The 18,013-nt window shown below is 46.6% G+C and carries 14 protein-coding genes; 7 read left to right on the top strand and 7 right to left on the bottom strand.

What is annotated here, in order from left to right; genetic code table 11:
* The first annotated feature begins 135 nt into the window (after positions 1-135).
* Entirely contained in the window at positions 136-321 is a 186-nt protein-coding gene (locus tag I1H34_RS17810) for a hypothetical protein (RefSeq protein ID WP_212666461.1), read from the top strand.
* On the opposite strand, the gene I1H34_RS17805 is transcribed toward I1H34_RS17810, so the two are convergent.
* Positions 318-743, bottom strand: a complete 426-nt coding sequence (locus I1H34_RS17805) for a TAXI family TRAP transporter solute-binding subunit (RefSeq protein WP_249369360.1) — start codon at positions 741-743, stop codon at positions 318-320. The two genes, I1H34_RS17810 and I1H34_RS17805, sit on opposite strands and share 4 nt — an antisense overlap.
* Positions 744-885: 142 nt before the next feature.
* Here I1H34_RS17805 and I1H34_RS17800 point away from each other — a divergent pair, with 142 nt between their 5' ends.
* The 3 genes from I1H34_RS17800 to I1H34_RS17790 all read left to right on the top strand — a co-directional run bounded on the left by I1H34_RS17800 (position 886) and on the right by I1H34_RS17790 (position 5,036).
* Positions 886-2,082 carry a dipeptidase gene (locus I1H34_RS17800; RefSeq protein WP_212662337.1) on the top strand — a complete coding sequence of 399 codons (1,197 nt, stop codon included), beginning with the start codon at positions 886-888 and terminating at the stop codon, positions 2,080-2,082.
* 520 nt (positions 2,083-2,602) lie between these two features.
* Positions 2,603-3,715: a GGDEF domain-containing protein gene (locus tag I1H34_RS17795; RefSeq protein ID WP_212662336.1), complete on the top strand. Its 1,113-nt coding sequence runs from the start codon at positions 2,603-2,605 to the stop codon at positions 3,713-3,715.
* A 580-nt stretch (positions 3,716-4,295) separates the two neighbouring features.
* Positions 4,296-5,036, top strand: a complete 741-nt coding sequence (locus I1H34_RS17790) for a M23 family metallopeptidase (RefSeq protein ID WP_235109169.1) — start codon at positions 4,296-4,298, stop codon at positions 5,034-5,036.
* Here the strand turns inward: I1H34_RS17790 and dxr are convergent.
* The 4 genes from dxr to I1H34_RS17770 form a co-directional block, all read right to left on the bottom strand.
* Positions 5,005-6,210 (bottom strand): 1-deoxy-D-xylulose-5-phosphate reductoisomerase, encoded by a 1,206-nt coding sequence (dxr, locus tag I1H34_RS17785; protein ID WP_212662335.1) that lies wholly within the window; start codon positions 6,208-6,210, stop codon positions 5,005-5,007. The two genes, I1H34_RS17790 and dxr, sit on opposite strands and share 32 nt — an antisense overlap.
* An 84-nt stretch (positions 6,211-6,294) precedes the next feature.
* Positions 6,295-6,960, bottom strand: coding sequence for a hypothetical protein (locus I1H34_RS17780; protein WP_212662334.1), 666 nt, complete (start codon positions 6,958-6,960; stop codon positions 6,295-6,297).
* 94 nt (positions 6,961-7,054) lie between these two features.
* Positions 7,055-9,139, bottom strand: a complete 2,085-nt coding sequence (locus I1H34_RS17775) for a zinc metalloprotease HtpX (RefSeq protein ID WP_212662333.1) — start codon at positions 9,137-9,139, stop codon at positions 7,055-7,057.
* 258 nt (positions 9,140-9,397) lie between these two features.
* Entirely contained in the window at positions 9,398-10,996 is a 1,599-nt protein-coding gene (locus tag I1H34_RS17770; RefSeq protein WP_212662332.1) for a Ppx/GppA phosphatase family protein, read from the bottom strand.
* Between the two features lie 855 nt (positions 10,997-11,851).
* Between I1H34_RS17770 and I1H34_RS17765 the strand changes: the two genes are divergently transcribed.
* A complete protein-coding gene (locus tag I1H34_RS17765) occupies positions 11,852-12,532 on the top strand; it encodes a hypothetical protein (protein WP_212662331.1) in 681 nt (226 codons plus the stop codon).
* A 162-nt stretch (positions 12,533-12,694) separates the two neighbouring features.
* On the opposite strand, the gene I1H34_RS17760 is transcribed toward I1H34_RS17765, so the two are convergent.
* Positions 12,695-13,609 carry a LysR family transcriptional regulator gene (locus tag I1H34_RS17760; RefSeq protein WP_212662330.1) on the bottom strand — a complete coding sequence of 305 codons (915 nt, stop codon included), beginning with the start codon at positions 13,607-13,609 and terminating at the stop codon, positions 12,695-12,697.
* Between the two features lie 239 nt (positions 13,610-13,848).
* On the opposite strand from I1H34_RS17760, the gene I1H34_RS17755 reads away from it, so the two are divergent.
* Entirely contained in the window at positions 13,849-14,499 is a 651-nt protein-coding gene (locus I1H34_RS17755) for a ParA family protein (protein WP_212666325.1), read from the top strand.
* A complete protein-coding gene (locus I1H34_RS32235; RefSeq protein ID WP_249369358.1) occupies positions 14,499-15,476 on the top strand; it encodes a hypothetical protein in 978 nt (325 codons plus the stop codon). Before I1H34_RS17755 ends, I1H34_RS32235 begins: the two co-directional genes overlap by 1 nt.
* Positions 15,477-15,495: 19 nt before the next feature.
* Here I1H34_RS32235 and I1H34_RS17745 read toward each other — a convergent pair whose 3' ends face one another.
* Positions 15,496-17,949, bottom strand: a complete 2,454-nt coding sequence (locus I1H34_RS17745) for a CPBP family glutamic-type intramembrane protease (RefSeq protein WP_212662329.1) — start codon at positions 17,947-17,949, stop codon at positions 15,496-15,498.
* Positions 17,950-18,013 lie beyond the last annotated feature (64 nt).

Below are 18,013 nucleotides of genomic sequence, written 5' to 3'. Positions count from 1 at the left end.
TATCAGGTGGCTTTATCAATGAGAGCTTCTAATTCGTTGATTTTTTAATTAATGTTGACTCTTGACGTTCGCGTAATCAAATCGCATAAAGATAATCAGCGTATGCTCATCTAGCAATCAAGCTAGGACTGTGTCATGGCAGATCAACTAACCGTTACGACTGAGCGTATTGATGATGTAGTACTCCTGCTCCACATGATGATGCAAATGGGCTTGCCAGAAGTACTCAACCTACATTCATCAAGCTCAACAGCAGGCAGCAACTTATCTTGCCGTTCCTTGGGAAGGGCTGTAAAAAATATTATCTGCTCTGCTAGCTAGCCTGCTGAATGTAGGTTTAAGCCATAATGCTGGGCAATCGGCATAAATAATTGATAAGCACCACTCCCTTTGGGAGGCAAAGCAACTGCTTTCCCTTGCAAATCTGCCATCGTTTCGATGCTAGCCTGTCTATTGACTAGGACATGAGCTGTCTCAGGGAAAAGTAACGTCATAGCCTGCGCCGATGATTGGATCGATGAATCTCCCTGGATTAGGGCTAACTGGGCTGCCCCTGATTCGATGAATTCCAGATTTTGCGCTGAGCCTTCTGTATGAATGACGTTAATCCGGATCTGAGGATGATGGCGAGCGACAACCGTTGCTAGTGCTTGACCAAATTTATAGTATTCACCGGATCGACTTGCTGTCGCTAAGGTTAGGACATAGCTTTGACGATGCTGCCGGAATAGTTGTATTGCCATCCCTCCAGCAGTGAGTAGGCTAATTATCAGGATAGAAACAGTAATGCGACCCCGATTCATCAGTTCAACGCAACCTATGGTGTCGATGAATAAATCCTAGTGCTTGCCAGTACCATGGAGAACATTCGTCAACATTTTGACAATGTCTAAACGCAAACGAGATTCTAGGTGGTGCAAACGTCGATGGAGCATATTGGGATTGATTGGACTTGCAATCATCGCAGTGTCCCTCGTCTTTGCTCAATTACCCATCCTCATCGATCAGCGATTTAACCCTGTGTTACAACGGCCACCCTACCCTGTGGGAGACTCAGTGAGCCAGATTCATCAGGGATTGTGGATTGCTGATTTTCATGCAGATTCTTTGTTATGGCATCGGGATTTAAGTCAGAAACATCGGTATGGGCATGTTGATTTACCACGATTGCAGGATGCCAATGTGGCTTTGCAAGTCTTTACCGTTGTCACCAAAGTGCCGACTAATCTCAAGCTGGAGAATAACGATCATCGATCTGATGACATCTGGAAGCTAGCCCTTGTTCAACGTTGGCCGTTATCGACTTGGAACAGCCTATTACAAAGAGCGTTGTATCAAGCGGAAAAGCTCCATAACCTGGCTGAATCTCAACAACAGTTTCGACTTTTAAACAATCAAGCTGACCTAAAGTCTTTTCTTCAAGATCGAAAACAGCAGCCCCAATTAACCGCAGGTCTTTTAGGACTAGAGGGAGCTCATGCCTTACAAGGTCGATTAGAAAATATAGATCGCCTTTACGACGCTGGATTTAGGATGTTAGGACTGGCTCATTTTTTTGATACTAAAGTGGGTGGCTCTGCCCATGGCCTGCAAAAAGGGGGTCTAACCCGTTTAGGACGCCAGGTCGTTGTAAAAGCCCAAGATCAACATCTGCTGTTAGATTTAGCTCATTCTTCTGCACAAGTCATTGATGAAGTTGTTGCCCTGAGTAACCAGCCCGTGGTGGTTTCTCATACAGGAGTGAAAGGAACCTGCGATAACTTGCGCAACCTCTCTGATCAACAAATTCAGGCAATTGCAAAGACGGGCGGTGTGATTGGGATTGGATATTGGCCAACGGCAATTTGTGGGAATGATGCATCGTCTATTGCCCATGCCATCCGTTATGTTGCTGATCTGGTAGGCGTGGACTATGTCGGTTTGGGGTCTGACTTTGATGGGGCAGTGCGCTCACCCTTTGATGTTACAGGTTTGCCTTTAATCACTGAAGCATTGCAGGAAGAGGGATTTACCACTGGGGAGATTAGTAAAATCATGGGACTCAACCTATTGCGAGTCCTTGATTTAGTTCTACCTGAGTGAGCCTCAGTCATCTGTCAGGTGGATAGCGAATATCACAACCGCCAAAAGCTAGGCATCCAAGTGCTAATCAATTCAATATTTTTACCAGATTGGGTTAATTTAAACGACACATATCTCAATTAAAGAGAGTGCAAACTATTCAATTATTGAATAACAAGAAACAATGATCAGCAAGTATTTTCTAGCTAGCCAGAGATAACTGGAAAACGATAGCAGATTGTATCTAAAACTACAAAAAACAAGGCCTAACAGTAATCATCCTGGCATAAAAGAAATGGCGTAGAATTGACTCTGGCATAGGATGGACGATGGCCCAAATATCCTGGAATACCTCGAATCTATCTCGATTATTTTCATTCCTCGGAGCCTTAAAGATACGTAGGATTACGGAAGATTTTGGGCATCATAGGGCGGTATAAGTGATATACCTAAGGACTTATCTTCTCCGTATTAGTTCGGAATGACAGTGAATTTTTGCCCAGAAGAACGTCTAATTTTTTGACAAGGGGGCCCCTGAAAAATGCAAGCTGCTCATCTCAATATCCTCATGATCGATGATGACGAGCAGGACGTGGAAATTGTTCGGGAATTGCTGAATGTCAGTCATGATTTCCCTACAGATCTTTTACACTGTTCCAACCTAGTGGCTGGGTTTGAGTTATTAGAGTCTGAGATTGCGATTGATCTCGTTCTCCTAGATTTGTGTATTGCAGGAACGGTAGGACTTGATCTTTTCCACCAAGTCAATCAAGCATTTCCTTTAACTCCCGTGATTATATTGAGTGGCAATTCAGATGAGACGGTCGCTCTGACAGCGATGCAAGAAGGTGCTCAAGACTATTTAGTTAAAGGACGGTTTACAAGTAGCCATTTACGTCGCTCTATTCAGTATGCGGTTGAACGCCAAAGCTTATTACTAGAACTGGATGCCAAAAATCGAACGTTGCAATCTCTGTCTGAACAGCTTGAAATTGCCAACCTGCAGCTGGAACAACTGGTAACGATAGATGGTTTAACTCAGGTCAATAATCGCCGTTGCTTCGATGAAACCTTTTTATCGGAATGGAACAGATTATGTCGAGAGAATCATCCCTTGTCTTTGATTATGTGCGATGTAGATCACTTCAAAGCGTTTAACGATACCTATGGTCATCAAGCTGGAGATGACTGCCTGCGCAAAGTTGCTCAAGCGATTGCTAAAGTGGCTAAACGACCTGCCGACTGTGTTGCTCGCTATGGTGGTGAAGAGTTTGCCATTATCTTACCGAATACTGATTTAGATGGGGCAACCCAAGTCGCAGAAGCTATCCGAAGTATTATTCATAATCTTGAGATTCCTCACCAACTCTCTTTAACAGGAAATAATGTTACCGCGAGCTTAGGGGTTGCCAGTCAGGTGCCTGATGAGAATGTGGCCCCTTCTATCCTGATTGAAGCGGCCGATCGTGCTTTGTATGTGGCTAAGCAACAGGGACGCAACCGCGTCCAGACTCATCAAAAAGATTGTGCCTCTTTGGAGTCGCGACGAACCTTAGAATTAGTAGGACGCTTACAGCAAGCACTCCATCAGCAAAAAAACAAACGACGAGGCAAGCTACGATTAAGACCTGGAGCGCTGTTTACGTCCCAATAGTCCCTTCCCTGGTTGAAGGCATTACTTTTTCAGCAGCTTTTAAAACCAACTAGTGAAGAAGCATTTCTCATCTCAAGTGCTATTGCTTTTTCTCTGAATCATGAAACCTTGATTTAGCTATTTTAGCTAAACAGTTAGATAGATCATTCTTTAAGAAGATTCACAAATTTTTCTTGAGAAGATTACAATTTATCTGTGTGAGGTTCAATGCAGTAGAACCTTTGTGTCAATTACTTTACAAAGTTTTAATTCAGTCTCTCTCAGGGGCAAATTATTTTTAGATGTATAGAACAAAAGACTTTCTCTAACGTCTAGAAATAGTAATGGTATCTGTAGGGTTGTGAAGTGATATTCAACTTTGTAATCTGCAGTTTTCCTCTGTGATGTTTCTCATTTAGCTATCTAGGTACAATTCATTTCTCTAGATCAGCTTCACCTATAAATTCGTTCAAAGAACATCTGGGTTGGTGAACGCCTCGTGCAACATGGAATGAGTGATCAAGCTCCTCAGCAAAGTCTCCCTATAATTTCACAACGTGATCTCGGTAACCAGAGGCATCTGGTCTCTTTTCTCACCAAGATGCACAATTCTCCCTATGCATGGATGGCGGTAGGAATTGGTATATCGCTAGTGTTATTGGCCATTTTCCATCCCCATAGCCCTTTTAAGGCTCATTTAACAGGAACAATGGGGGGGGCAGATATTGCTGAGGATGATCCCCCGATTTCTCAGCCACCCAACCAAATTAAGCCAACAGCAAATCTGAGGTTATTGACCTTAGCTCTCCATGAGCAACCTACGGTTGATTCGCCTTTAGAAGGTTTTTGCCATCCACTCTGGGGACAAGGATGGTTAAGCCAAGGGATCCGAGGGGTGACCCATAATGGTCGGATGGAATATGCCTATGATTATGCGGCTGGAATTGGTACGCCTGTCTATGCGATGCGGTCAGGGCGAGTCATCAGTATTCAAGATAAATATCCCGATCGTGGGGGCGGCAAAGAACAAATTCACCGATTTAACCACGTCTGGTTGGAGCATGATGGCGGTTACCGTTCAGCCTATGTTCACCTGCAGCAAGGATTTCGCCAACGGGTAAGTCTCAAAGTTGGGGATCAAGTGACGGTAGGACAAATCATTGGCTATAGCGGTAACTCTGGATGGAGTAGTGGTCCACATCTCCATGTAGAAGTCCATCGTGCTGAAGAACCCTTTCAGTTTACCCAAACTGTCCCCTTTGCTATTGCTAGCTCCTGTAGTCTGGGGCGTCAGGCTACAGAGCTTGCGGCTAAATCGTCGATAGTTGTGGACTCGCCGTAACGACCGGGGGTTGGCTTTGGCTAATCGTGAGAATCTCTTGTCTAGCCCACTGATCTGCGGCCAAAATATCTTCTAGGCTGGGTTGTAATGTGTTTTGAGACCGATAGCGATCGCAAGCCGTTTCAATCACCTTCGGAATATCCAAAAAGCTGATTTTCTCTTCTAAGAACAGTGCCACTGCTTGTTCATTGGCGGCATTCATCACGGCTGGCATTGCGCCGCCCATGCGACCCACATCATAGGCCAACTGCATGCAGGGATATTTCTGGTGGTTGGGCTCGCGGAAAGTCAGATCCCCAGACTTCACCAGATCTAGCGGTTCCCAATCCGTGGCGATGCGCTCCGGCCAGGACAGCGAGTAAAGCAAGGGGAGTCGCATGTCTGGCCAACCTAGTTGGGCCACAACGGAAGTATCTTGCAGTTCAATCAGAGAGTGAATAATACTTTGGGGATGGATGACAATATCGATGTGGTCATAGTCCACACCAAATAAATAATGGGCTTCAATCACTTCTAGCCCTTTGTTCATCAAAGTGGCAGAGTCAACAGTGATCTTTTTGCCCATGGACCAGTTGGGATGCTTCAGGGCATCGGCCACAGTGACTTCCGGTAACTTTTCAACGGGCCAGTCTCGGAATGCGCCCCCAGAGGCCGTGAGAATAATCCGACGGAGGCCACCTTCAGGAACTCCTTGCAAGCATTGAAAAATGGCGGAATGTTCTGAGTCAGCGGGTAAAAGCTTGACCCCATGTTTCTCGACTAGAGGTAAGACAACGGGACCGCCCGCAATAAGAGTTTCTTTATTGGCGAGGGCAATATCTTTCCCCGCTTTGATGGCAGCAATCGTGGGTAATAGCCCCGCACAGCCGACAATCCCAGTAACGACGGATTCTGAGTCTCCATAAGCAGCGACTTCCACCACACCCGCTTCTCCAGCTAAGAGTTGGGGTTGGGGATCGACATCTGCGATCGCATCTTTGAGATCAGAGAGTTGATTTGGATCTGATATGGCAACAATTTCGGGCCGGAACTGCCGTATTTGCTGCGCCAGAAGCTCGATATTTCGGCCTGCAGCCATCCCCACAATTCGAAACTGATCGGGATACTGAGCGACAATATCTAGGGTCTGAGTTCCGATGGATCCTGTTGAGCCGAGAAGAGTAATTGCTTTCACAGTTTCTTAATAATTGCGGGTCTCTCTTATCTTACTAGGTCAATGGACCTCTGGGGGAGAGGGGCACAATCGCCAACGTATTGCTTAAGTCACTTGTGGGGATAAGCTTTTCAGGACAAATTGAGCAACCCCAAAGAGGATGATTGTTTCGCCCAACAATTCACCAAACTCTTCAACAGTGACCCTAAGATGCTCAACCCAAAACAGCAGATTTATAGTTTGCCCTGCCAAGGTGAAGGTGGCTTCAGGAGAGACTCCTGTATACAAATGCTCCTTGATCAGTTCTGCACCAAATCCACCGAGCAAGAAAATACCGAGTCCCAAAAATACCCACAACACAATTGAACGATGCTCCCGCCATAGCCGAGCTAGATCCCGCCAACAGATCAACGGAATGGCAATCAAAATAGCCACATAGATGCCTTTCCAGTTGTATTGATTCAGATGCAGATGGAGCTTCGTCAGTTCATCAATGCCTCCATACAGGCAAAGGGATGCAAGAGCTAAGGGGAGAAATCTAGAAACGGGCCGTTGAATTCGCTGCCGAAAGAGGAGCAGGAGCAACGCTAAAATGCCGATTGCAAATAAAGTAGCGGCCTGCATTAGTGATGGCACTGATCTCAATCCATCCCAATCCAACCAAACTGGGACAGACTGCTGCCGCCAAATAGTGATGAGGTAGGCCAAGGCAAGCCCTATTTCTAAGCCAATAAGGAACCATAGCCCGACTTTCAATTGTTTTGGCATCATCTTTCTGATGGGCGAATACTGAGGAGATTGGACTCATCTACTAAAGGTTGCAAGCCCTCAAAAACGGCGTCCAAGGGAGGGATATTCTTTGGAGCTATCCAACCAAGCTGGGCAGTACGAAGTTGAAGATAAGACCTAGAACAATGAAGAATCCGCCAAATCCAAAAGACCAAAACCGATGATAGCTATTGATCACGCGCCCGCCATCCGTTCTGATTTGGACCAGATCCATCCAGGGGGCAATACTGCGACGGAACCACCCGGTTGTGCCTACCTGAGTGCCAATCAAATCTTGGACTTGAGACATACCAAATAGGAAGTTGCCAATTGGGCCAAAGCGAGAGGAATAGCGAAGGAATAACATGCCGCTTTTGTCTTGCAGCTTCAAATCTGAACCAAACTTATAGCCTGCATTTCCACGTCCAATCAGTTGACCTGCGAGCTGCACGGGTTGTCCACGCAGAGGACTGGCATAGGGATCTGACATCAGGGTTAAGATATCGCGTTCAGGAGCCTGACCAAAGTTGGGATACATGATGAACGTTTTAGCGATAATGCCAATCCCCAAACCAATCATCATCAACGCAATGGGATTCGTTCCGGAGGCAAGTCCCAAAATCAATCCCACGCCTAGGCCAATAAATTCAGCCCCATAGAGCAATAAATCCAAAAAGAAGTGGCTATAGAGGCGTTGTTTATTTAATTGACGGCCTTCTCCCACTACTCGGCCCATATCAAACTCAATATCCAAACCCAGCTGCTCGGCATAGGTACTTAAGGCCCGAACACGCTTGCCCGTGAGGGGGTGGGTAGATTGCAGTTCCATCCAAAACGCCCAGGGGTTGAATAGATCCCACAAAAAGACACGGCCAATTTTGCTAGTATCTGCAGCCACACGATAGGCCGTGCCGGAGGAGGTCGCCGCTTTAGCATCGTAAATCCCCAAAGCTCGGGTTCCTTCTAGCAAGCGGCTAGGTTCTTTGGACCGCTGACCTTCTTCGACAATGCCATAGGCAATTTTCACTAATGCCCGAGATAAGGCATTGGGGTTGCCTGTGACTTCAGCCGCAAAGTGATCGGCAAAATATTCCCGCGTTCGGGATAGATATAGGACAAGATAGGTGCCGATAATATAGAAAACATAAGCTGAGATCGCAGCTGCTTGCAAAGCATCTTTGCCCTTGCTGCTGCCTCCTCGACGGCCTGCTCGGCTCGCAAAGGTGTAAATCAAATAAGTGATCTGCACCAACGTAGAGGCCAAGGTCATGACCGCAAAATCCCAGTGAACAATGTGGCCTAGCTCATGGGCATAGACCGTTGCGACTTCGTCTTCATCTAGGTAGGTGAATAATCCGCGGCTAACAACGAGCCGTACACTATTGGGAAGCGATCCATAGGTAAAGGCTGTTGGATTTTGATCTTCAATAATGCCTAGCCGAGGCATTTTCAGATTCTTCTCGGCACATATCCTTTGCAAGATTTGGCTGGTTTCGGGGCTGAGATGCTCTAGCTCTCCCAAGGTGATCCAGTGGGTGCCATAGAGCCACCTTTGGGTCCAATCCATGAGCCAGGGTGAAAAGAAGAATATTGCTACATTGACAACGATCGTTATAACAACAGCCGCTCCTAGTCCCAAGCCTGGATTATCACTTGCTGTGATTAAAAAGATACCCAAGACAAGGACAAGCACCATGCCAAACAGCAGGCTAATGGTGACACCAGAGGCCAAACTGAGATTTCCCCCTATACCCGCCATAGCTAATTTCATCCCTCCGACTGCGCGGGATTTTTGACTGGGGGCTGGGCTGGAGACTGGACTGGGGGCTGAACTAGGTTGACTGAACGCTGGACTGGGAGCAGAAACAGTTTCCGCAGCAGATGCCGTAGCAGTTGGAATTTGATTTTCCTGGTCTTGCTGTAGCTGGGGCAAGACCTGATTCGCCCATTCCTGAACTTGGGCAATGGGGCTGGCAGCCAGGGGTTGGCAGAGCATCAAAGCTTGTTCGAGTTGGCCACAGCTTTGGTGAGCCATGATCAAATACATTTGGGCCTGCACATGAACAGAACTTCCTGGCGTGGCAGCTTGCCACACGCGTTCTAAAATGCGGATGGCCTGGGACTGTTGTCCTTTTTGGTGGGCAGCAATCCCAGCTTTTAGGTCTTCCTGTTGTGAGGCCATAAACAGCTCCTTGCTTTGTCAACGGCTATAAATACACCGAGAGCAGTTAAACGAAACTTAGCTTATCAGTATTTTTAGAGGTACGTAGTGACTTACCCCCTAGTCAAATAAAAAAATTTATGCAAGGGATGGAATGGATTTAGAAAATAGAGGAGGAACTCCTTTAGAGATTCTCCTTCATTCTTAAGCTAACAAGTTAGCTCTGGATTGGGTGAAGTGTCCAAAATCCTTGGGTTGAGCAAAGATGACTAAGACTCATCAGGCTAGCTGTAAATCAGGGCTGGGAGCAGATTCAGCCAGTTGAGCGACCAGAGTCATATCAAATTCGGATTCAAAGCAAGCTTTTTTCATCTCTAAACTCCATAGCTCTAAAGCACAGTCATCGTCGGTTTGACTCGCTTGGAGATGGAGGGTAATGGTATCTGAATCAATTTCACAATGTAGGGATTCAATCGCACCTATCTGCCGCCGATCCAAGGCGACCGCTAACTTAAGAATGGCACTGAGCTGGTCGACGATCTGACGTTGGGCTTTATTCACCAAGTTCTGATAGTTCTCATGCTTCTTTTTGGGAGCTCCTTTGCGGTGATACCGGGCTAAGTTGGCAATAATCTCGACTTCGGCATCGGTATAGCCCAACAAGCCGCCATGACGGATTAAGTAGTAGGAATGTTTATGATGGGCGGAATGGCTGATGTAATGCCCGCAGTTATGCAAAATAGCGGCTGCCCACAGGGAATGACGCTCGTCTATTCCCCAATGATGGAGAGAGCCTTGGGTTTGATCAAATAAAGCGACGGCAAAATCAGCGATTCGCTCAGCAGTTGATAACTCCACATGGTACTGATGGGCCAAGTTCATGACGCTGCGTTCTCGCACGGAACCCTGGTAGCGGAGTCGATCTTCAATCAATCCTTGCTTCATCATCCAGTCCACCACGATGCCTTCTCGTAGAGCGCGTTCACAGGTGGTAATGGAATCTAAGTGCAGCAGGGTCATTGTTTCAGCCAAAATTACAGCTCCGGCTAAAATAATTTCTGCTCGCCGCTCCGTCATCCCAGGCATTTTGCAGCGTTCGTCGTAATTGAGCTTTCGCAGCTTGTGGATGAGGTCGTTCAGGTCATCAAGGGTGAGGACGTGGCCATGAAGAGAGGTGGGACAAGCTCCCATAACCTCGCAGGCATGCAGTTTGAGAATGCTTTCAATTGTTCCGGAGGTGCCAATAAGGGTTGGCACTTCATCGGGAGAGAGATGGGAACGCAACTCTTCAACCGGCCATTCCAACATTCCTCGAACATAGGCCTGTAACCGCTCAAATTCGCTAGTACTGACCGGATCGGTGGTGATATATTCCTCAGTCAGCCGTACCGCTCCTACCTTGGTACTGCTGAGGGAGCGCGGATCTTGACCATTCCCTAAAATGAGCTCGGTTGATCCACCCCCAATATCAATCATGACGTGGGGCTTGTTATTAAATTCAATACCGGACAAGACCCCGAGGTAAATTCGCCGGGCTTCTTCTGGACCGGATATGACATTGATTTTAAGCCCGAGTTCGGACTCAACGGCACGAATAAAGGTCCGACCATTGAGGGCTTCCCGGACAGCACTGGTGGCAACCGCTTGGATCTGTTCGACTTTGCAGGCTGCGGCAACTTCTTGACATCTGCGCAAGGCGGCAATTGCTCTTGCGATCGCATCCGGATGCAGCTTCCCAGTATCTTTGCTGCCTTCCCCTAGGCGAACGGTACTTTTCTCAGTATCAATAATATTGAATGCTGGAATTTCAGGGTTAACTTTCACCACAACCATGTGGATCGAATTGGTTCCCACATCAATAGCGGCAATGGTTTGCATGGCTCGTTTGGCCCCTGGGTGATCCTGCTAGAAACTGTATGCGGATTTGGGGACAGTGGTCAACGGGGGTTTGAATCTCTGCAATAGATTAGTCTCTATCTTCAAGTCAGAAGATTGGAGATTTAAATCGAAATCAAACCATATAGAAACCTTTACCTAGAGCTGAATTCCGTATCATTCTCGCCTGTATTGATGGCCATTGATTTCTACACAGTAGTTTTTAAAGGTACGAATTTTAAAAATATTTCTATATTACTTAGCCTATAGATGCGACCCAATTAGAATCATACTGGACTTGTTTTTATTGCATCTTTCCTGCAACAAAAATACTACAGAAAAAGCATATAATATTATTTATAAGCATAAAAAATATTTTATACAAAGAAGAAATTTTCAATGATTTATGTCACACAAAATATTGAAGATAATCACTTTTATCTAAGTTTTTTTGGATTATATTGATTTCAGATTAACGAACTGAAGACAGGTTAAAACAAATCAAAATCTTCTCTCTTTAATGGCCTTTTCAGGGTGAATTCATTGAGCTTCTACTATCTAAACAAGATGACTACACTAGTAGATTTCAAAAGTCAATTTAGGTGTCAGGCATTGAAGCTGCATATGTTTAGAGCTTAGCCTCTAACTTTTATGCTCAAGTATCCTAGGAACTCTCAATGGCACTAACAAGCTATCTGCTTTGTTATTTTGCCTTAAAAAGGCTATGGAAGATAAATTTGAGATCTTTACTTGAAAAGAACATTTTTCTTCTGTTTATCTCAGTAATCGTTACTCATAAATACATTCAATGATCCTCACTGAAATTTATTGATCAACCATCACACAAAGGACATTTCTATGCTACTTTCAACCTTTGAACTTCTCCTTAAAGATATTACACCTGCAGAAGGAAATATATCTAACTCCAACCGGAAAATTTTGCAGGGATATTTTCTAACAGTTTCTAATCCCCATAACTTTGATGTGTTATTGCGATTGAAATTTAATGCAACAACCCCAGCTCTCGATACCAGTAAGCTAATTGTAATTCGAGATACCGGTGGTTCTAACGATTTTGGCACTCTGGATGCTGATAGTTGTTATGACTTTGGACTCAGAGCCAAGGACACAGGCTTAATCATTTTGCAGCCTGATATTCTCACCCTCGACCCCAATGTCGACACTGTTGAGTTTCGGGGTTATGTCGAAGTTTTTGTCCGGCAACGATTCCCTTTTCCAGCGTTGCTGAATCGCCAACTCCTCTTTACCCCTGAACATCGTGGTACTTTTCTGCCCAACGCTGGCGAAACTGAATTTGATCAGCTCTCCACAGCAGTTCCCACTTCTACGGGAGCTAGTCTAATGGAGGTTGATTCTATCTTTACCGGAGGGATTGGGATTCCCTTACCGGTTTCACCCTCTACGATCCCCGCACTACCTAATGGCGCCGGGGCTGATGTAGAAAGCCTTCAGCAAGCTTTAGCCATCATGTCCCAAAGTGTTAATGATTTAAGCCAGCAGGTAAATGGGGTGAACTAGAAACATCCCGTTTCCAGAAACCTTGAGCCAGTGGGGGAAAGAGCTGTCTGACCTCCACTGGCTCAAGTGCTGTGAGTACCGTGTTTTCTTTCCCAGATAACCCTGGAAGTTTGATCTCAGGAGTTAGGTGGCTGCGTTGTTCTTAAAAGTTACTGATAAATCTTATTTGAAGTGTATCCAAGGCATTTCAGCATGATCAGTGACCGAGACTAAATAGTGTAGGAAGGTTTCGGCCACAACAGAGAGATGTTTACCCGATAAATAGGCAACCGACCATTGCTGCTCAATGGGAAAATGTTCGACATCCAGAATGGCTAGGTCAGTATATTCTCGACCATTAAGGGAGTGGCGCGATAGCACTGAGATTCCCAATCCTCCTGCAATCGCTTGTTTGATCGCTTCATTACTGCCCAGTTCTAGTTTGATTTCAACATTGACTTTATGTTTGTTGAATAGAGCCTGAACAGCATGGCGAGTTCCCGAGCCTGACTCCCGCATAATAAAGCGTTCATCATTGAGAGCAGAAATATCGATATTCTTCTGACCCACGAGGGGATGGTTGGGTGGAGCTACCACTACAAGTGGATTCTTAATGACAGGCTGAACTTTGAGATCCATATGTTGGGGAGGATGACTGAGGATGTAGAGGTCATCTCGGTTTTCCATCATCCGCTTTTCCAGCTGGAGATGGTTAGTGATTTTCAGAGAAATATCAATGCCAGGATATTGGTCACAAAAATTACCCAGTAAACGAGGGACAAAATACTTACAGGTAGTGACTGTAGCAAGATGTAACTTGCCTTGGGTCATCCCCTGCAAATCACTGACAATCATCTCGAATTGATCAAGTTCTTCAAAAATGGATTGACAGGTGCTAAATAACCGATTGCCAACTTCTGTTAAGTAAAGCTGTTTTCCCAACTTCTCGAATAAAGGGAAACCAACCGTCTTGGACAGCTGCTTGATCTGAATTGATACGGTCGGTTGTGTCAGGTAAAGTTCTTCAGCGGCGCGAGTAAAGCTGCCATGGCGGGCAGCAGTTTCAAACACTTTCAGTTGATGTAGAGTTGGCTGCATTGCGATCGCACAGAAAGATTGCGTATAGACTAAAGTCGTTGTCTGGCTTTATTGTAATAGATTATTGTCTATTCACCTAAGAAACCTTCCCTGGGATCGCAGAGAATGCCAAGGCCGCAAACACTGGCTAAAAAAGGGATTAGTAGACAATAAAGCGGTATAGTCATCCCAGGAGTCTTTTGCAAGTTGCAAAGTCAGAGCCTCCTGCTTACTATTGGCAATCATTAGCGGTGCCCAAGTTGCCTTCTAAATCTTCAAAAACCAAGGTTGTCGCCGTCCTCAATGGCAAAGGTGGTGTTGGTAAAACCACCACGGCTGTTAATCTCACAGCAGTATTTGCAGAAGCTCATCAAGTTCTCCTAATTGACGCCGATCCGCAAGGGTCCGCAACTTGGTGGACCCAGCGTGATACAAATTCCCTTAAATTCCAAGTCCAATCTGGGGCTAGCGCGAAAGAATTGAAAAATTTGCGCCGTTCCAGTAAGCAAGAGCTGGTCGTCGTAGATACGCCACCAGGTCTAGAGTCAGAGATTTTGAAAATGGTCATTCCTGTGGTTGACTATTTAGTGCTCCCTACGCCTCCTGCCCCAATGGAAATTGCCGTTCTAATTGAAACGGTGCGGACATTAGTCAAACCATCGGGAGTGGCTCATCGGGTATTACTAACTCGGGTCGATCCTCGAAGCTTGCGAGAAGCATTGGATGCTCAAAACACTTTGATGGAGTTAGGCATTCCGGCTTTTCATGCCTTTGTACGTAGTTATAAGGCGCATGAACGGGCAGCTTTGGAAGGACAGCCGATTACACAATGGAAAGGGAAATATAGTAAAGAGGCAAAAGCAGATTATTGCCGCGTTGTTGATGAAATTAAGCGGGATTGGGACAGTTAATGGCTACGAAGAAAAGTTTGTCAGATTTATTACGGGAAGAAGCAACTAAAACTGCGACCCCTGATCAAAAAGATGGCGCAGGTGCAAAACCAGCCGCGTCAACGACCCAAAAGAAAGCCACATCAGCGAAAAAAGCTGCAGCGAAAAAGACAACGACAGCCCAGAAAAGTACGGCTAAATCGACCACTGCCAAAAAAACTACGGAAAAAAAGACTGCCGGGGCTACTAAGGCTGCACCCGCAGCTAAGAAATCGACCCCTAAGGCTGCTTCCACTACTAAGACTGCTTCACCAGCAGCTAAGAAGTCAACGTCAACAACCAAAGCTGCTTCACCAGCAGCTAAGAAGTCAACGTCAACAACCAAAGCTGCTGCACCCGCAGCTAAAAAATCAACGACTAAATCTTCTACTGCTAAAAAGGCAACGTCCAGCCGATCTTCTAGTCGGAAAACAACAGCCACAAAGACGGCGGCAGCAAAGAAGGCTAAGCCTGCCGCCTCTACGGCACAGAAAGCAGCAGCAAAACCTGCCTCAACCGCAAGCAGCTCCGCAGCCAGTAGTGCTCAATCCATTAACACTGATTTAAAAGTGAAAGTCAGTGCCCTAACTAAAGATTTAAAGGCAGCTCAAACCAAAGAAACCTCTTTGCAGAAGAAGGTGGCTCAATTGGAGTCACAGCTGGCTGAGCAGAAAACGGCCCTGACAGCGTTGCAGAAATCGACCCATCAAACAGATGCGATTAAAGAGAAGCTGGAGCAAACCACCCAGGATGCAGTGCGATTAGCAAAAGAGAATGATCGGTTGCAAAAACAAGTAGCTGAGCTGCAAACCAGTTCAACCTCTAGAAAAACGCAAAAGTCCTCAGCATTAGCCACCACCCGCAAGAAGCCAACTAATACTAAATCCATCTTTCATCGACCGGTGCGATCGAATCAGGCACCGCCCAGCCGATCCTTTGATACCTGGTGTTACGACTAGGCACCTGTTTTTGCCTGTCCTAGGCTTTGCTCAGGCGTTCCTGTCCACCTAAATACAGCAACCAAATCGCAACAACTAGCCAGTGGATGATAGTACCTGGCCAAATTGAGCCTGTGAATAAATAGGTGCAAGTACAGGCCATACCCAGCACAGTGGCTAAGGTTAAAAATCTGGGATTAAAGAAGGTTGGATTACCTACTTTGTAGAGGGTGCGGGCATTGAGGGGATGATATAGCACAAAGAGGATTAAGCTGAACCCTGACCAAAGCAGCAGGGTAACCCACCACACCCCTTCTTGGGGGTGGGGAATCAACAGGCAGCGAAAGAGTAATTCTTCGACTAGGGCTGGCATGATCAAACTGCCGACCCAAATTTTCACTTGAACGGATAGGGCATGAACCGCAAATTTGGGTGGGGCCAGAAACCCGACCTTTCTGCCCCAAGCTACAGCAAAGAGACCATATCCTCCTAAAACCAACCCTGAGACGAGCCATCCCATTGGAGTCGGGAACGTTGTGGTCCCTTCCACTAGTCGAGAGAAGGAAAAGGAAACGATCGGCCACTTCCCAAATAATTCTGTGGGGGCTAGGGGGCTGATATCTGCATCCCAACCTCCCACTTGATTGGTGTTGAGAAACCACAGCGGGGTGCCTTGCTTGAGGAAAATACGAATAATTTGATCTTGGGCCACCCGAGGAATCAGCGTTCGCCAGCTGAGAATTTGAGTTAAGAAATCGTCTGAGTGGCGAAATGTTCCTGGTAAAGCGATACCTGCTGCAACCTGGGCATTTTGTTGCCAATCCCTGCGGACAATCCCTAGCGGAACCAGCTCTTTCTCCAGGGCATTCCCTAAAGTCTTTAATTCTTGGAACCGAAGCGTTTGAGGAGCTTGTGGGTGATCTGCCAACCAAGTTTGAATGGCTGGAGACATCTGCACCTGATATTGGATTCGCCGAATGGTTTGGTAAACTGCTTGGCTGGAATCTTGGACACAGGACTTAGCCGGGGTGACCAAAGCAGACCCTGTGCCATCACCCATTCGATAGCGTGCCGCCATAAGTTGGAGCTGAGTTTTTAGCTCAGTTAAGGGATCTAGAACAATCTCGCCAAAGTCATAGGGCTGCGTCAGGGCCTCAGACTTGACCAGTACGTCCAATACTGGCCGACTCCCCAACCATCCTCGGTTGAGATGGCCCATATATTCTGACCAATGGGTGGGTCCGGCTACAATTCCCTCAGGGTTGTGGGCGTACACCTGTTGGTACTCAATATCAAACTGTCGTTCCCCGGTAAAGGGATCGTTGATCACAGTCGCGATACCATATCCAAAATGACCCGTGATAGTACCGATAACCGCCTGGGGTTCAGCTTTGTTACCACCAATCCCGCCAAAGAGATGTACGACTAGGGATTGATCTCCTTCCTGCCACTGATCTAAGACTGCTTGTTGTTGACGTTGCTGGTTATCAACCATGGCTCGTTGGAGTTTGCCCTTATGTTGAGCCGTTTGTTGCCAAACTTTGCGTTTGAAGTAGTGTAGTCCGGCGCCAGTGCTAGAGAAGTGGTGATCGGGCTGGAGTTGGAACAGAGAACGAGGTGCGATCCCATTGACCTCAAATATCCCCTCCATATTCTGCGAGCCATAGATATACCAGCCTGCTTTTCCGGCTGGGGATGCTGCTAACTTCCTGGGAGTGGACTGAAAGACACCGGCTGAATTGGGCTGATCCTGACGAATGTGAACGATTTCTTCTGGGCCATTAAACCGTTGAGTGGTGGGGTTGTAGTGACGAACCTGAGTCAATTCACTGGGGCAAGGAGATGGGCCAGGGCATTGATTGGGAACCGATTGAGAGGTTGGGACTGGACCGAGGATTTTGACGAGTCCATAGTTAAATCCAGCGACCTGTACGGGATCTTCGGCAATGTCGAGGTGAGGAAGAGGGCCAGGGACGACTTGGACCTCTTTCAATCTGACGAGTAGGTCATCTGTGGGTCTTGCTCCTGCTAGGGACTGTAGCGGTCCAACCTGTCGTCGTCCATCTAATCGCTTTGGGTGAATATTGCCTTGCTTTAGGCTTTGGTGAGCCTCTGCCGAGAGTGTGATATCCTGCTGTACCCGTTTGATCCGGGCTTGGACATCTGGATTATCCTGCCATTGCAATCGCACTGTTTGACCGGCAAACTCGGAATTGGGACTATGGTGAACCTCAAACCAGACCCAATCTGTGTCATCCGCCGATTGTGGCGGTAGAATCAGCCGTCCCACCCACTCGCCGACTGGGCGATAGGGATCTAAGTCTGTAGTCGAGATTTGAAGAGTTGAGGAAGGAGCTGCCTCTGTTCGAAGAGGCTTGAGTTGGCCCCTTACCGAATCGAGTAAGCCCCAGCAAAGACATAGAGTGACAGTGATCAGACTGAGGAAGATCCATCGGTAGTGGTTACGAATAAATTGAAGGAATTTTGGGACCATCTTTAAATGGGGAATGGGGGCAATTAGAACCCTAAAACAACAAGTTTCATCTCGAAAGCCTTGC

The organism is Acaryochloris marina S15 (assembly GCF_018336915.1).
Taxonomy (GTDB): Bacteria; Cyanobacteriota; Cyanobacteriia; order Thermosynechococcales; family Thermosynechococcaceae; genus Acaryochloris; species Acaryochloris marina_A.
Note: the sequence above shows the minus strand (reverse complement) of the source record. Positions and strands in the feature narration are given on the sequence as shown.

Bases quoted from the DNA above. Each gene is read 5' to 3' on its own strand.
- I1H34_RS17810 (WP_212666461.1), top strand. From the start codon at position 136: ATGGCAGATCAACTAACCGTTACGACTGAGCGTATTGATGATGTAGTA.
- I1H34_RS17805 (WP_249369360.1), bottom strand. From the start codon at position 743: ATGGCAATACAACTATTCCGGCAGCATCGTCAAAGCTATGTCCTAACC.
- I1H34_RS17800 (WP_212662337.1), top strand. From the start codon at position 886: ATGTCTAAACGCAAACGAGATTCTAGGTGGTGCAAACGTCGATGGAGC.
- I1H34_RS17795 (WP_212662336.1), top strand. From the start codon at position 2,603: ATGCAAGCTGCTCATCTCAATATCCTCATGATCGATGATGACGAGCAG.
- I1H34_RS17790 (WP_235109169.1), top strand. From the start codon at position 4,296: ATGCACAATTCTCCCTATGCATGGATGGCGGTAGGAATTGGTATATCG.
- I1H34_RS17780 (WP_212662334.1), bottom strand. From the start codon at position 6,960: ATGATGCCAAAACAATTGAAAGTCGGGCTATGGTTCCTTATTGGCTTA.
- I1H34_RS17775 (WP_212662333.1), bottom strand. From the start codon at position 9,139: ATGGCCTCACAACAGGAAGACCTAAAAGCTGGGATTGCTGCCCACCAA.
- I1H34_RS17770 (WP_212662332.1), bottom strand. From the start codon at position 10,996: ATGCAAACCATTGCCGCTATTGATGTGGGAACCAATTCGATCCACATG.
- I1H34_RS17765 (WP_212662331.1), top strand. From the start codon at position 11,852: ATGCTACTTTCAACCTTTGAACTTCTCCTTAAAGATATTACACCTGCA.
- I1H34_RS17760 (WP_212662330.1), bottom strand. From the start codon at position 13,609: ATGCAGCCAACTCTACATCAACTGAAAGTGTTTGAAACTGCTGCCCGC.
- I1H34_RS32235 (WP_249369358.1), top strand. From the start codon at position 14,499: ATGGCTACGAAGAAAAGTTTGTCAGATTTATTACGGGAAGAAGCAACT.
- I1H34_RS17745 (WP_212662329.1), bottom strand. From the start codon at position 17,949: ATGGTCCCAAAATTCCTTCAATTTATTCGTAACCACTACCGATGGATC.